This window comes from Microcoleus sp. EPA2, from assembly GCA_020882975.1.
In the GTDB taxonomy this organism is placed as follows: Bacteria; Cyanobacteriota; Cyanobacteriia; order Cyanobacteriales; family Microcoleaceae; genus Microcoleus.
The window spans coordinates 459,732-473,483 of record JAHRFD010000001.1 but is presented as its reverse complement, the minus strand read 5'-3'; the positions used below and the strand labels follow the sequence as shown (position 1 = coordinate 473,483).

11 protein-coding genes are annotated in these 13,752 nt (G+C 44.9%); 5 read left to right on the top strand and 6 right to left on the bottom strand.

Features of this window, described 5'->3' with window-relative positions; all coding sequences use genetic code 11:
• Positions 1-95: 95 nt before the first annotated feature.
• From AAFP14_RS02000 to psaK, 4 genes are all read right to left on the bottom strand, one after another.
• Complete coding sequence (locus AAFP14_RS02000; protein WP_341730652.1) at positions 96-959, bottom strand: DUF928 domain-containing protein; 864 nt, start codon at positions 957-959, stop codon at positions 96-98.
• 27 nt (positions 960-986) lie between these two features.
• Positions 987-2,942 carry a CHASE2 domain-containing protein gene (locus tag AAFP14_RS01995; protein ID WP_341730651.1) on the bottom strand — a complete coding sequence of 652 codons (1,956 nt, stop codon included), beginning with the start codon at positions 2,940-2,942 and terminating at the stop codon, positions 987-989.
• Positions 2,943-3,020: 78 nt separating this feature from the next.
• Positions 3,021-4,217 carry a site-2 protease family protein gene (locus AAFP14_RS01990; protein WP_341730650.1) on the bottom strand — a complete coding sequence of 399 codons (1,197 nt, stop codon included), beginning with the start codon at positions 4,215-4,217 and terminating at the stop codon, positions 3,021-3,023.
• Positions 4,218-4,288: 71 nt separating this feature from the next.
• Positions 4,289-4,573 carry a photosystem I reaction center subunit PsaK gene (psaK, locus tag AAFP14_RS01985; protein WP_341730649.1) on the bottom strand — a complete coding sequence of 95 codons (285 nt, stop codon included), beginning with the start codon at positions 4,571-4,573 and terminating at the stop codon, positions 4,289-4,291.
• Between the two features lie 134 nt (positions 4,574-4,707).
• Here psaK and AAFP14_RS01980 point away from each other — a divergent pair, with 134 nt between their 5' ends.
• From AAFP14_RS01980 to carB, 5 genes are all read left to right on the top strand, one after another.
• On the top strand, positions 4,708-5,352 hold the full coding sequence (locus AAFP14_RS01980; RefSeq protein ID WP_341730752.1) for a phosphoribosylanthranilate isomerase: 645 nt from the start codon (positions 4,708-4,710) through the stop codon (positions 5,350-5,352).
• 86 nt (positions 5,353-5,438) lie between these two features.
• Positions 5,439-5,975 (top strand): CPBP family glutamic-type intramembrane protease, encoded by a 537-nt coding sequence (locus tag AAFP14_RS01975; RefSeq protein ID WP_341730648.1) that lies wholly within the window; start codon positions 5,439-5,441, stop codon positions 5,973-5,975.
• Between the two features lie 45 nt (positions 5,976-6,020).
• Entirely contained in the window at positions 6,021-7,286 is a 1,266-nt protein-coding gene (locus tag AAFP14_RS01970; protein WP_341730647.1) for a HEAT repeat domain-containing protein, read from the top strand.
• A gap of 222 nt (positions 7,287-7,508) precedes the next feature.
• Positions 7,509-8,348, top strand: a complete 840-nt coding sequence (locus tag AAFP14_RS01965) for a glycosyltransferase family 8 protein (protein ID WP_341730646.1) — start codon at positions 7,509-7,511, stop codon at positions 8,346-8,348.
• Between the two features lie 496 nt (positions 8,349-8,844).
• On the top strand, positions 8,845-12,150 hold the full coding sequence (gene carB / locus AAFP14_RS01960; protein ID WP_341730645.1) for a carbamoyl-phosphate synthase large subunit: 3,306 nt from the start codon (positions 8,845-8,847) through the stop codon (positions 12,148-12,150).
• Positions 12,151-12,391: 241 nt separating this feature from the next.
• Here the strand turns inward: carB and AAFP14_RS01955 are convergent, their stop codons facing one another.
• Positions 12,392-12,790, bottom strand: coding sequence for a hypothetical protein (locus tag AAFP14_RS01955; RefSeq protein WP_341730644.1), 399 nt, complete (start codon positions 12,788-12,790; stop codon positions 12,392-12,394).
• A gap of 125 nt (positions 12,791-12,915) precedes the next feature.
• On the bottom strand, positions 12,916-13,722 hold the full coding sequence (gene surE / locus AAFP14_RS01950) for a 5'/3'-nucleotidase SurE (protein WP_341730643.1): 807 nt from the start codon (positions 13,720-13,722) through the stop codon (positions 12,916-12,918).
• Positions 13,723-13,752 lie beyond the last annotated feature (30 nt).

Below are 13,752 nucleotides of genomic sequence, written 5' to 3'. Positions count from 1 at the left end.
ACAATTTATTAGCTCGCGCCAGAGATTTACAGCGGTCATGCTAGAGCATCCTACGAATATATTTGCAAAACACAGATGCACCCGTGGACAATAAACTATGGCTGTGGCTCGATTGGAGTGCTAGGCTCTGGAGCGATTTCCACGAGCGGCTCTGGAGCGATTTCGCCCAATTTTACTGAATCTAACAAGCTAGCCCAATCCACAGTTAGTTGGGCATCCTTGGGATTAGCAAGGCGAGCGGCTGCTAAAGTGCTCAGGGCATCTTGCCAAATCCCATTCTGAGCATAAATAAAGGTTTTTTCTCGCACATCAGCCTTCTCTAACTTACTGCGGATATCTGCACTGAGTTCAACTCGACGCAAAATACCTTGTTCGGATATATCAGCAGATCTGTCTTGAGCGTCGCAAATCAATGCCACAAACCAACGGTAATTTTTGCCTACTTGCAAGGGCGACATATTGCCATTGGTGGGAATACTCACACCTGTTACCCCTGATGAATTGTTGATTTTTAGGGTAGTTTGATAAATCTGTTTCCCGTTTTCATCTTGCAGGACAAACTCGGCTTGTGGTGCATCTGTTTGAGGTAAGTAGAAAAAGAATACAGGATATTCTGAGACAGTTCGTGCGATTTTATTTTCTGGTACTAAGGCAGTGAGGTCTATCTTACCCTTGATACATGAACCTGCTGTGCGGGTTACTCTTGGTCCATCGCCGGATACCGCATCGTCAGTAGGTTGAACGAACCGCGGTCCTCCCGGTTCAGTCCCTGGTTTCCCTGGAGTGGGGGGAGCCAAGCGCGGTCCTCCCGGTTCAGTCCCTGGTTTCCCATTTATATTTGGAGATACCTGCCCCATCACTGCGAATTGGGAAACATCAACAAGTGTGGCTATCAATAGGATGGAGCTAACGGATGTGAGATTGAAGAGAAACTTAGTAAATCTTTTCATTGGATTCATGATTTTTTAGGGATAGATGCTGTCCTTTTATTTTTTTTTTGTTCCCAAAACTCGGTATACATTAACTTTTTGTTCCCTACCTTTCAAGGGTAATGGTCCCCAAGATTCTACTTCAAATTTATCTGACAGATGCAGCAAGGTTTCTTCTGCAATCAATATTCGGCAAGTGTCTTCTTGTCGATCCTTTTCGCAACTTTCCAGCCGAGAGGCAATATTTACGCTGTCGCCGATCACTCCATATTCTAAACGGGTTGTACCTCCCAAACTACCTACCATCACAGGCCCTGTAAAGATGCCTACTCGCATTTTTGCTGACGGTAAACCCCGATCGAGCCAATTTTGATTCATTTGTGGTAAACGAGAACTGATGGCTAGGGCGCAAGAGACGGCGAGGCTAGCATCTTTGGCAATTTCTTCGGGAGTTGTGCGGGGAATCGGTACACCAAATACTGCCAGCATTCCATCTCCGGTAAATTTATTAATCACACCTTGATGTGCTTGGACTTCTTGGGCCATGGCGGATAAATACTCATTTAACCAACTCATTACCACTTCTGGTGGTAGTTTTTCCGAGATTGTACTAAAACCCTGTAAGTCGGTGAGGATGATAGTAGCAATAACTTTTTGGCCTGGTAATAAACCAGATTCGAGTAAATGGACGCGCTCTTTCCAAAGAGCATTGGCGATCGCAGGTGAAGTTTGTTGTCCTAATAATTTCATGACAATCCCTTGCTGTTGCTTCGACTGCTCGTACTTATAGGTGACTATGACTCCTGCGGTGATTAAAAGTGCCAGACTAGGCGCCACCAGAGGTATCCATCCCTGTTGCATAAATAGCCAAAATGTGAATCCGAATAACGAGCCGCAAGCTGCGATCGCGCTTCCGATAAAACTCATGGCATTTTCCAGCCGCCAAGCCAAACAAGCACCGACAGCCCCCCAACCCACAATCCAGCATATTTCTTGCCATTCATCCCAATACCAAAATAGCCCTTTACCGTCTAAAACAGCACTGAGTATTTGGCTAGTCGCCGTGGCATGAATTAATACCCCTGGCATCCGGCGATTTCCACTAGCAGTAGCGCTGTAAGGAGTGTAAAAGATATCTTTTACGGTTAAGGCTGTCACGCCGATAAGGACTATTTTACCTGTCACTAATTTGGGGTCAACTTTGCCTGCCAATACCTCAGTTAGTGTCACGGTATTTGCTATTTTTTCAGCCGAGCGGTAATTAAGCACTACTTGATAGCCTTGGGCATCAATGTTCTGATAACCTCCTGAGTTAGTTTCTAACTTAGAAAATACTGTTTTACCGACCTGAATTTCATTTTTTTCGGTGAGCTTACCCTCAATATTTTTACTTTTAAAATAAGCAAATGCTAGCTGCATTGACAATGAATTTAGTGTTTTTTCACCATCGCCAGCAAACATCAAATTACGACGCACTCTACCGTCTGGATCGATAACTAAATCATTAAAGCCTACCCGATTTTCGGGTATGTTAGGAGGTGGTGGTGCTCGATCGTACTTGGAGTTACCTATGAAGGTAATTGGGATTACTTTCGGGTTTTTTAGTTGAGTTACTAATTCGGCATTTCCGGGTTCGTAGGGAGTATTGCGAATTAGATCTATCCCAATAGCTGTAGGTTTAAAACGGGATATTTCGGCGATCGCTTTGGCTAAAGTGCGGTCGGTAATTGGCCATTTGCCAATATTATTAATGTCTTTTTCGGTGATTGTTACTACCAGCAAGCGGGAGTCCACACCTGCATCAGGACGCAACTGAACCATGAGGTCGAAAGCATTTAATTCCCATGGCTGTAACCAACCTAATTGCCTGACTGCCCCTAGGCTTGCTGTAACGGCTATGCAGGTAATAATCAGAGGTTTGAAGTCAGCGAAGGAGCAGGAATTAGTTAACTTTTTCCAACTCCAATCTCTCTGCTTCAACTGATGATGAAATTGCTGCAAAATTTGGGGCATAATATTTTTTTCAACTCTCCTTGAAAAATTGCACCACATCTTGATTTTTCATAAATGCCCCTGATTCATGCCCAATTTTTAGTTATCCTGTGCGGTTTTGGCGATCGCACTTAATTGCAATCCCTGGGGATAGCTATTTTCGGCTTTGCAGCGCTTGATTTCGGCTTCGGAAATGCTGGGTTTGAGGTGTTTTGCCAAAACTTTTATCACGTCACCGCGATCGATCGTCCCCACTACTGAACCGATGGGCGAGAGGACGATGATGCGGGGCAGTTGACGGAATTCCATAGTGTTAATTACTTCGGCTAGGGATGCCTTTTCGGAGACTGTGGGGTTTTTTTCCAGGGGTTTCAAAATGTTGTGCAGAGTCTGAATTTGCCACTGACTGCGTTCTGTGAAGCGGATATCGTCGATCGACACTAAACCTAAATCCCGTCCATTGGCTGCTGCAACGTAAAATGGCAATGGATTTACTTCTAACAAATATCGATCGGCAAATTCTCGCAAGGTTGAATTTGCATCAACTACTCGAAATTCATGACTCATAACCTCAGCCGCTTTAGTTTTTACCAAGGCTTCTTGCAAGGAAACAAAACGGCTGTAAGCCTTCGCATTGCGGATGGCAAACCCGCCGATTAGTGCCATCCACAAGCCGCCATACTCCCGTGCTAGGAAGCATAAAGTTAGCCCAAAAGCCACAGCTAACCAACCTAAAACTTGTCCGATTTTTGCCGCCCAGCGAACACCAGTAAATCGAGAACCAGTCATTTGCCAAATTGCTGCTTTTAAAACCTGTCCTCCGTCTAGTGGCAAACCCGGAATTAAGTTAAATAATCCCAAAACTAGATTAATTTCTGCTACCCTTTCTGTGACTATGGCTAACAAATTTGTTCGTGGCAAAACTTGAGAACCTAAACCAAGGATTAAAAACAGTCCGAAGCTGACGAGAGGGCCGGCGATGGCTACTTGAAAAGCTTGAGCGGGAGTTTTTGATTCTGAGTCGATGGAGGCAACTCCACCAAATAAGAATAGGGTAATAGAATTAACTTTAATGCCTTGGGACATGGCCGCCAAGCTGTGTCCCAATTCGTGCAGCAGTACGGAACCAAACAGCATCAAAGCTACCGCTAATCCGGCACTCCATGCCAAGGCTGGCCCCCACACACTGTAACTGCTAGCATAGGCGCGGGTTGCTAGGGCTAAGATGATAAACCACGAGTAATCTAAAAACAGCGGGATGCCAAATAAGGAGCCGACTCGCCAACCTGTCTGCATGAAGTTTTCCTGGGAAAGGAGAATAAGGAAGAGTTTCTATTATTATATCCTCCGTTCTCCTTTCCTTTTTTTTAGAGAACTCCCGCGTTTCCTAAGCCCAAGATTACTCCAGCTCCGAGTAAGTGGCCGAGGCTGGTTGTTGCTAACAATTCTGGTATGCCAAAGCCTTTGAACATTCCAGGCATGACAAGGGGTAAAGCTGGGCCTTTGCCTCGGTTTTTTTTGTTTATGCCGTAGTAGCCGATCGCGATCGCCAGTAAGTTGCACAAGATCATTGTCAGTGCTACCATTGGCGACCACTCCGGTGTTGAGGGAATGGTCGATTGTGCTACTAACAGTAAAGATGAGTAAATCACGTTATTATGCTCCCGGTCTCACAGATAAATTCAGCTATCAAATTATAAAAAGTGTTTTGCCTTAAACTAAGATTTGTTTTAATAGTTAACAATTGATTGATATTTTGATACAAATTGGCAAGGGAGAAGCAGAAGTGCGGGTGAAAATTTGCGGAATCACGAAAATAGAGCAGGGTATGACGATCGCCGGTTTGGGAGCCCAGGCTTTGGGGTTTATTTGCGTTCCCGCTTCCCCCCGCTATGTCAGCCCCGAAACTATTCGTCTAATTGTTGAGCACTTGCCCGCAACAGTCGATCGCATCGGTGTGTTTGCAAATAGCACAATCGAAAATATATGTCAAGTAGTTGCTCAATCTAATTTAACAGGGGTGCAGTTACACGGAGATGAAACAGCGGAATATGGCGATCGACTGCGGGAATTATTACCCAAAATTGAAATTATCAAAGCCCTGAGAGTTAAGACTCCTGAAACTTTAGACATGGCAAATATGTATGCTATTCATGTGGATACTTTACTGCTGGATGCTTACCATCCCGACCAACTAGGCGGTACTGGCAAAACCCTCGACTGGAAAATGTTAGCAGAGTTTCGACCAAGCTGTCCTTGGTTGCTGGCTGGGGGTTTGAGGCCGGATAATGTATTAAATGCGATCGGCAGTTTTGCAGGTAATAATTTTAGCGGTATTGACCTTTCTAGCGGCGTAGAAATAGCCCCCGGAGATAAAGATTTGACAAAAGTTGCCGATTTGTTCGATCGACTAAAAAAAATTAATCAGTAACGCAATTAATGACTAGGAAGAAGAACCCCCCCAGCCCCCCCCAAGGGGGGAAATAAGAAAGAAGAAGATCGATTAACCAATAACTAATGACTAATTACTTAGCACTACTTGCACATCGAGTCACCATGGCTGTTTCAACTATGCCCGATCGCACTGATTGGCTGATTACTGTGCTGGTGGTGGTGGCTTATAGTGCGATCGCGCTTCCCATTGGTTTTTGGTCGGGCTTTCTGAAAGTAGATCGGCAAACCTCTTGGCGTACAATTATTGGGGTAATAGTCGGCTGTTTGTTAAGTCCCGGCATCAGTGAGGAAATCTGGTTCCGCGTTTTAATGCTACCCCACAAGCAGGAAAATGCTTCTGGGTTAACGCTAGGGCTTTGGGTAAGTCTGAGTTTGGCGCTGTTTATAGTTTACCATCCGCTCAACGGGCTGACTTTTTACCCTGTGGGGCGATCGACCTTTCTGAATCCAGTGTTTTTGCTACTGGCAGCCCTGTTGGGGGTCGCGTGTAGCATTGCATACCTCCAAAGTGGCTCAGTATGGCCGGCTGTGCTGATTCACTGGCTGGCGGTGACAGTCTGGCTGCTGCTATTGGGCGGTTACAGGAGGCTATATGGTTAAATATAAAAGTCGAGTACAACTATTTTGTCGCGAGGTATTTAAGTTGTGGGTATCATAGGAGCGATCGTCGGTTTTTTAGTAGGCATCGTAGTTGCTTACTCCTTGGTGGAAAAACGGTTAAACAAGCAAAAAAAAGAACACTTAGAGCAAACTCGCCAAATTGCAGAGGAAATAGAAAGAGCTCACCAGTCTCGGATTCAGCAAACAGTCCAATCTCTGCAAGTAGAACAGGATGAGCGACTCAGACAAGTTACTCTAGAACACGAAAATTTACTCAAACAAGTTACTACCGAACACGAGAATCAGCTTACCAAAATTATTGAAGACCGGGACAATCAGCTCAGACAAGTTACTAGCCAACAGGAGAACTATCTCCGTGCATTGAGTGCAGAATTAGCCGGTAGTCATGATTCTCAGTTGCAAGAAAATATCCAATCATTGCAACAAAAACACGAATCAGAATTACTCAAGCTGGCTGAAGAACTGCATCACAACTATCAAGCTCAAATTGATGATAACCTACAAGCTCTGCAACAAGAACATGAAATTAGGTTGAGAGAAACTGCTGAGGAATATCAAAACCGCGAAGTGGAGATGGAGTTAAGATTGCAATCTTTACAAGCAGAATACGAGAGTCAATTAGCAGCAGTTAATCAGCAGTTACAAGCTCACGAAGCCCAGATGCAATCCACCATCAAGTCTTTACAGGAGCAGTATGAAAGTCAGTTAAACCGAACACAAGTGCCACCGTCACAGTTTCGGGAATTAGAGCCAACCGAAGTGCCACCTTCACAGTTGTCGGAGTTAGAGCCAACAGAAGTTTCACCGTCACAGTTTCGGGAGTTAGAGCCAACAGAAGTTTCACCGTCACAGTTTCGGGAGTTAGAGCCAACAGACTTAAATCAAACACAATTTACAGCACCGCCTCAAATAGTCAGACAAACACCAAATTATTCCTTAGCGCAGTGGATGGGAATTGTTCAAAGTCACGATACAGAATCGCGAAAATTAGCAGCATCTGCTTTAGGTAAAATTGCGTCTACAAATCCTTTGAGAATAGATGCTCAGCGAGCCATAGAAACTTTGGGAAAATTAGCTCAAGATTACGATCGTGAAGTTCGTCAGACAGCGGTGGAAGCATTAGGAATGATTAAGTCAGAAAAAGTGATTCCACTGTTACAAAAAGCTTTGCGAGATACAGATAGCCTTGTGGCTAAATCTGCCAGTGCTGCTTTGAATAAGTTTAAGTTTTATCGGCGCGTTTCCGCGGTCAAAGCCAAAATTAGTGCCCTGAAGAAACCCAAGCCTTAAGCGATTAACCTGTCCCACAGTCTGAGGATTCTCACAGTCCGTCATCCTAAGTAGATTTAACAAACGAAACCTATCCTGCTTCCCAGACTTGAGCCTGGGAAGGCAGAAAACCGTTATTATCCCAGCCCCTGGAGTCGCTTCTCCAAGGTCAAATCTAGAGAATTGGATTTTACCAAAGATTATGCTACTTTATTTATTAAGACCCTTTCCTTAATGAGTGAAATGTACTTATCCATTGTTGGCGATCGTAATTACATTTTAGGAATAGCAGCAATACTAAAATCCATAGAACTGAATGCTACCACAGATCCCAATCAGTCCGTTAACATTACAGTTGTCTCCACGGGTTTTAATACAGAGCAACAGGAAAAGTTGCAACAGTGCTGCAAATATAAGATTGAATGGCAAGAAGTGAAGGATAATTACAATGACTTGCTGTCGCTTTCTGGTTCTAAGCTAACTTATGCTAGATTGGAGCCGGAAAAATACACAAAGGCGACAGAAAGACTAATCTGGCTCGACAGTGATATGATTGTGTTGGACAGCTTAGAGCCACTGTGGAATTTAGATTTTCAAGGAATGCCACTCGCCGCAGCGCTCAATGTGTGGGGTAATCCCAACAATCCTCAAGATAAAAACCCTTATTTCAATGCAGGCTTATTAGTTTTCAATATGAAACTTTGGGTTGAAGAAAAATTGTCAGAAAAAATGATTGCTGATGCGAAAGTCAACCTGTGGTCTGATTGCGACCAAGGGACATCAAATTCGGTTTTAGCGGGACGGTGGTATCAACTAGATCAGATCTGGAATAATCCTGATACTGAAGACGCTGCTACTAAAGTGATGCACTTTATATCCCGCCCAAAACCTTGGGAAAGTCCCGAACCGAATAAATTATGGATGGAGATGTTGTCTCAAACCCCGTTTAAGGATGAACTGGCGAAAATTCAAAATAATTCTGATTGGCTTTTGAATTTAAAGCTAAAATACGCAAGATGGGAGCCTTGGGTAAGACACCCGATCAAAAAAATCAAGAGTTACTTGAAAAATCGATCCAGGTAAATTACGGAAAAATTAGCTATCAAACCCGGTCTTTCTCCACCTCAAATCAGGAAATTAGGTGTAGAAACCGGGTTTTTGCGTCCTTGGCTATAGGAGTTTAGTCGATCGCCAGAATATTTAGATAAAAATTATCATCAACTTTATCGACTGGCCCTATGTATCCAAAAGCGACGTCTGGGTAGTGAAGCTAGTAGCGGCGGAACTTTGACAGGAGTTGGTCGGGTAAATTGTATTTTACAACACAAACTAGGCGACAGCACTTAAAATAGTCTGGATTTACCGATACACTGCACCCTTAGCAGGCGATGTATATTACCAAGAGTAGGGGGCTTGTGCCTTCAAAATCCTGAGAATGGTGCACAATTTCAAATTAATATCACATAACTGCACCATTTTCAGTAAGCTTTGGGTAGAACAGGCTTTCTAGCCTGTTGATAGCAATGGTGCAAAATGTAAAATCGATCGTTAATCTTGTCCAACTACCAATTACGAACCTATGCCCCGTCGCCAAGACTTACAAAAAATTCTGCTAATTGGTTCCGGCCCAATTGTGATCGGTCAAGCGTGCGAGTTTGACTATTCGGGGACGCAGGCTTGCAAAGCTTTGCGAGAAGAAGGTTATGAAGTAGTGCTGGTGAATTCCAACCCAGCTACCATTATGACCGATCCAGAAACAGCCGATCGCATCTACATCGAACCTCTAACGCCAGCCATCCTCGAACAAATCATCGCTAAAGAAAGACCCCAAGCAATTTTACCGACAATGGGCGGTCAAACAGCCCTGAATTTAGCAGTCGCGGTCGCTAAAAATGGCGTTTTAGACAAATACAAAGTTGAGTTAATTGGCGCTAAGCTACCAGCAATTGAAATGGCAGAAGACCGACTGCTATTTAAAGAAGCGATGGCGCGCATTGGTGTCGCTGTGTGTCCTTCGGGAATTGCCAACAATCTAGATGAAGCCAAAGCAATTGGCCACCAAATCGGTACTTATCCGTTAATTATCCGTCCGGCTTTTACCATGGGTGGCACCGGCGGAGGCATTTCTTACAATCAAGAAGAGTTTGAAGAAATGGCCCAAGGTGGCATTGATGCTAGCCCGGTATCCCAAATTCTGATCGAACAATCTTTAATCGGTTGGAAAGAGTACGAACTAGAAGTGATGCGGGATTTAGCAGATAATGTGGTGATTATTTGCTCGATCGAAAATATAGACCCGATGGGAATTCATACCGGGGACTCGATCACCGTTGCACCGGCCCAAACCCTGACAGACAAAGAATACCAACGGCTGCGGGATGCCTCGATTAAAATTATTCGCGAAATCGGAGTGGAAACCGGCGGTTCTAACATTCAATTTGCCGTGAATCCGGTAAATGGAGATTTCATCGTCATTGAAATGAACCCCCGCGTTTCCCGTTCCTCGGCTTTGGCGTCAAAAGCCACAGGATTTCCCATTGCGAAAATGGCTGCAAAATTAGCAGTGGGCTACACCCTGGATGAAATTTCTAACGATATTACCAAGAAAACTCCTGCTTCTTTTGAACCCACAATTGACTACGTGGTGACGAAGATTCCCCGATTTGCTTTTGAAAAGTTCCCCGGTTCTGAACCGACCCTGACAACGCAAATGAAGTCAGTGGGAGAGGTAATGGCGATCGGGCGTAGCTTCAATGAATCTTTCCAAAAAGCGCTGCGAGGATTAGAAACTGGTCGGGCGGGTTTCGGTTGCGACAAACCAGAAAAGTTGCCTAGTTTGGAACAAATTCGCGCCGGATTGCGGACACCAAATCCCGATCGCATTTTTACGGTTCGCCACGCAATGATGATGGGAATGTCGGTGGAAGACATCTTTGAACTCACAGCAATTGACCCTTGGTTTTTGGACAAAATGCAGGAATTGCTGGAAACGGAGAAGTTCATGAAACGGACTCAGCTCCAGCAGTTGACCAAAGACACAATGTTTGCCATCAAGCAGTTGGGATTTAGCGATCGCCAAATTGCTTACGCGACCAAAACATCGGAAGATGAAGTGCGCGCTTATCGCAAAAATTTAGGCGTAACACCGATTTACAAAACAGTTGATACCTGCGCAGCCGAATTTGAAGCATTCACCCCTTATTACTATTCTACCTACGAATTGGGAACAGCAATTTGGGAATTAGGCGATGAAGAAAAGAAAATTTCACCGGTGGCTCAAAGTCTCACCCCAGAGTCAGAAGTTTTGCCTTCTACTAAGCGAAAAGTGATGATTTTAGGCGGTGGTCCTAACCGCATCGGACAGGGAATTGAGTTTGATTACTGTTGCTGTCATGCTTCCTATTCCCTAGGAGCAGACGGGTTTGAGACCATCATGGTTAACTCCAACCCAGAAACGGTTTCGACGGATTATGATACCAGCGATCGCCTGTATTTTGAACCCCTAACCAAAGAAGATGTTCTCAACATTATCGAGGCGGAAAATCCAGAGGGAGTCATCATTCAATTTGGCGGACAAACACCCTTGAAATTAGCACTGCCTTTACAAAAATCCCTCGAAAATCATCCAGATGTACAAACAAAAATCTGGGGAACTTCGCCGGATTCCATTGATACTGCGGAAGACAGAGAAAGGTTTGAAAAAATTCTGCGACAGTTGAATATTCAGCAAGCTGCTAACGGGTTGGCCCGCAGTTTTGAGGATGCTTTAATCGTAGCTCAACGGATTGGTTATCCAGTAGTGGTGCGCCCCAGCTACGTGTTAGGTGGTCGAGCCATGGAAATTGTTTATTCCGATACGGAATTGGAACGTTACATGACCTATGCGGTGCTGGTAGAACCAGACCATCCGATTTTAATTGACAAGTTCTTAGAGAATGCGACAGAGGTAGATGTAGACGCGATCGCCGATATTACAGGTAATGTCACTATCGGGGGCATTATGGAACACATTGAGGAAGCGGGAATTCACTCCGGCGACTCTGCTTGTACCATCCCTTACCAAACACTTACTGAAGCAGCTTTAGAAACAATTCGCCGCCAGACAGTGGAATTAGCCAAAGCCCTGAAAGTGATCGGGTTGATGAACATTCAATTTGCGGTTCAAGGAGAGCAAGTTTTCATTTTGGAGGCGAACCCACGGGCTTCTCGAACAGTGCCTTTTGTCTCCAAGGCGATCGGAGTACCCCTAGCAAAAATGGCCTCGCGGGTAATGTCTGGTCAAACTCTGGAAGCTTTAGGTTTTACTAAAGAAGTTGTACCCACTCACGTTTCGGTGAAAGAAGCCGTACTACCCTTTGCTAAGTTCCCTGGAACCGATACTTTGTTAGGACCAGAAATGCGATCGACTGGCGAAGTCATGGGGATTGACACCGATTTTGGCAAGGCCTTCGCCAAAGCTCAATTGGGTGCTGGACAAGTGATGCCACTGTCAGGAACTGTACTGGTTTCCATGCGCGATCGGGACAAACTACCAGTAGTACCAGTTGTCAAGGAATTCTTGGAATTAGGTTTCAAAGTAGTAGCCACTCATGGTACTCGCAAAGTATTGCAAGAGCAAGGTTTAGAAGTAGATTTGGTGTTAAAACTCCATGAAGGGCGGCCCAACTTGTTGGATTCGATCAAGAACGAGAACATTCAACTAATTATCACCACACCTTCCGGTGAAGAATCCCGCGCCGACGGTATCTTTATCCGTCGTACAGCGTTAACCTACAAAATTCCGATTATTACCACCATTGCCGGTGCGAAAGCGACGGCGGCGGGAATTCGATCGCTCAAATCTAACCCAATGGAGGTAAAAGCAATTCAGGATTATTACCCCTAAATTTCCATCTCCCTTCCCTTTTTGAGCCCTGGCTGATTGACATTTTTCTTAACAAAATCAGGCTTGAGATGAGGGTGGGGCGTAGGTAGAAATTAATTTTGAGGTAGTAGAGTAGATCGATCGCCTTTGATTCAATCCTCATCCAAACACGGCCCCCAGATAAATCTGGGGGCTAAATTATCTATACCTAAAAGAAGATAAATTTAAACGCATTGAGTGTCAAAATTCATGTAGCGAAATGTTAACGAGAGACACCCTGGGAATTGCCACTCCCACTCACCCACTCTAAAAATCCTTGAAACGGCTGCTGTCGCGGTAAGGATTGTTCCGTCGTCACGATCGCAAATCCCAGAAATACAGCACTTCCCAACAAAGCCAACAACGGGAAATGCTTCCCAAGCCCCAAATCCCGCTGAATGCGAGCTAGAGGCCTGCTCTCGCGCCTGAGCATCTTCCCCACCGTTAATTGTTTCAGGCTAAAAGGATCGCGGACAAAATGGCCACTCCAACTAATTACCAAATGGGAATGACAGTGAGGACAACTGAATAGTCCGCTAACCATCCCCACAGCGCCGACGATGCTGGAACGGTTGCAAATCGGACAAGTGACAGAATGAGTGTTGTAGGTGGGAGCGTTCATAACTGTTTTTCTTGAGTAAAAAACCAATAACTAATAGAGAGCCTGCGCTAATGCCTAGGGCATAGACCTAAAGAGGTACTTTTCCTTAATTCCTAGTTTACCTCTGATATCCGCCAGATCGGATCTCAATTCATTGTAAAACCTTTAAATTTCCAATCCTGTAAACTGTGCAAGTCTCGGCCACAGGTGAGGTTGTATTGAAGAGGAGTAATGGTAATTTTATGGTCGCGAATAGCTTGTACATCCGTAGGAAGATCTCGCAAATCAGAGGTTTCTAAGGTTTCTTCCACATCTTCTAACAATTCCCCAGCTAGCCAATAATAAGTTTTGCCGCGCGGATCGGTGCGCTTTTGAAATATATCGAAATAGCGGCGAATCCCTTGACGGGCGATCGCAACTCCGGTAATTTCTGCTTGTTTAACCGCTGGTATATTCACATTCCACAACATGGGTTTTGCCATAGGTTGTTTTTCCAACTGTGAGAGCAAAGTCACGGCAAAATTTACTGCCGGCTCAAATTCCAAGCAACTATAGCTCGCAAGGCTGAAAGCAATGCTGGGAATGCCTTCCATAATGCCTTCCATGGCCGCCGAAACCGTCCCGGAACAAATGATATCCGTTCCTAAATTCGGGCCGTGATTAATACCGGCCAGAACAAAATCTGGCGGTTTGTCAAGTAAAGCCCACAAAGCTAGTTTCACGCAGTCAGCGGGAGTACCAGAACAAGCCCAAGCTTTGACTGCGGGGTCAAAAATAGATTCGACAATTTCAGCGCGGATGGGTTGGTGCAGGGTGAGGCCGTGACCTGTCGCTGAGCGTTCTCTGTCGGGACAAACTACGCTGACATCATGACCAGCCGCGGCGAGTGCGTTGGCGAGGCTGCGGATGCCTTGTGCAAAGATGCCGTCGTCGTTGCTAATTAGAAGTTTCATGAAAAGTTTTGTAGGCCACAGGACAATACT

Excerpts from the sequence above, each read along its gene's own strand:
- AAFP14_RS01975 (WP_341730648.1), top strand. The coding sequence starts at position 5,439 with ATGACTAATTACTTAGCACTACTTGCACATCGAGTCACCATGGCTGTT.
- AAFP14_RS01995 (WP_341730651.1), bottom strand. The coding sequence starts at position 2,942 with ATGCCCCAAATTTTGCAGCAATTTCATCATCAGTTGAAGCAGAGAGAT.
- surE (WP_341730643.1), bottom strand. The coding sequence starts at position 13,722 with ATGAAACTTCTAATTAGCAACGACGACGGCATCTTTGCACAAGGCATC.
- AAFP14_RS01990 (WP_341730650.1), bottom strand. The coding sequence starts at position 4,217 with ATGCAGACAGGTTGGCGAGTCGGCTCCTTATTTGGCATCCCGCTGTTT.
- AAFP14_RS01965 (WP_341730646.1), top strand. The coding sequence starts at position 7,509 with ATGTACTTATCCATTGTTGGCGATCGTAATTACATTTTAGGAATAGCA.
- carB (WP_341730645.1), top strand. The coding sequence starts at position 8,845 with ATGCCCCGTCGCCAAGACTTACAAAAAATTCTGCTAATTGGTTCCGGC.
- AAFP14_RS02000 (WP_341730652.1), bottom strand. The coding sequence starts at position 959 with ATGAATCCAATGAAAAGATTTACTAAGTTTCTCTTCAATCTCACATCC.
- AAFP14_RS01955 (WP_341730644.1), bottom strand. The coding sequence starts at position 12,790 with ATGAACGCTCCCACCTACAACACTCATTCTGTCACTTGTCCGATTTGC.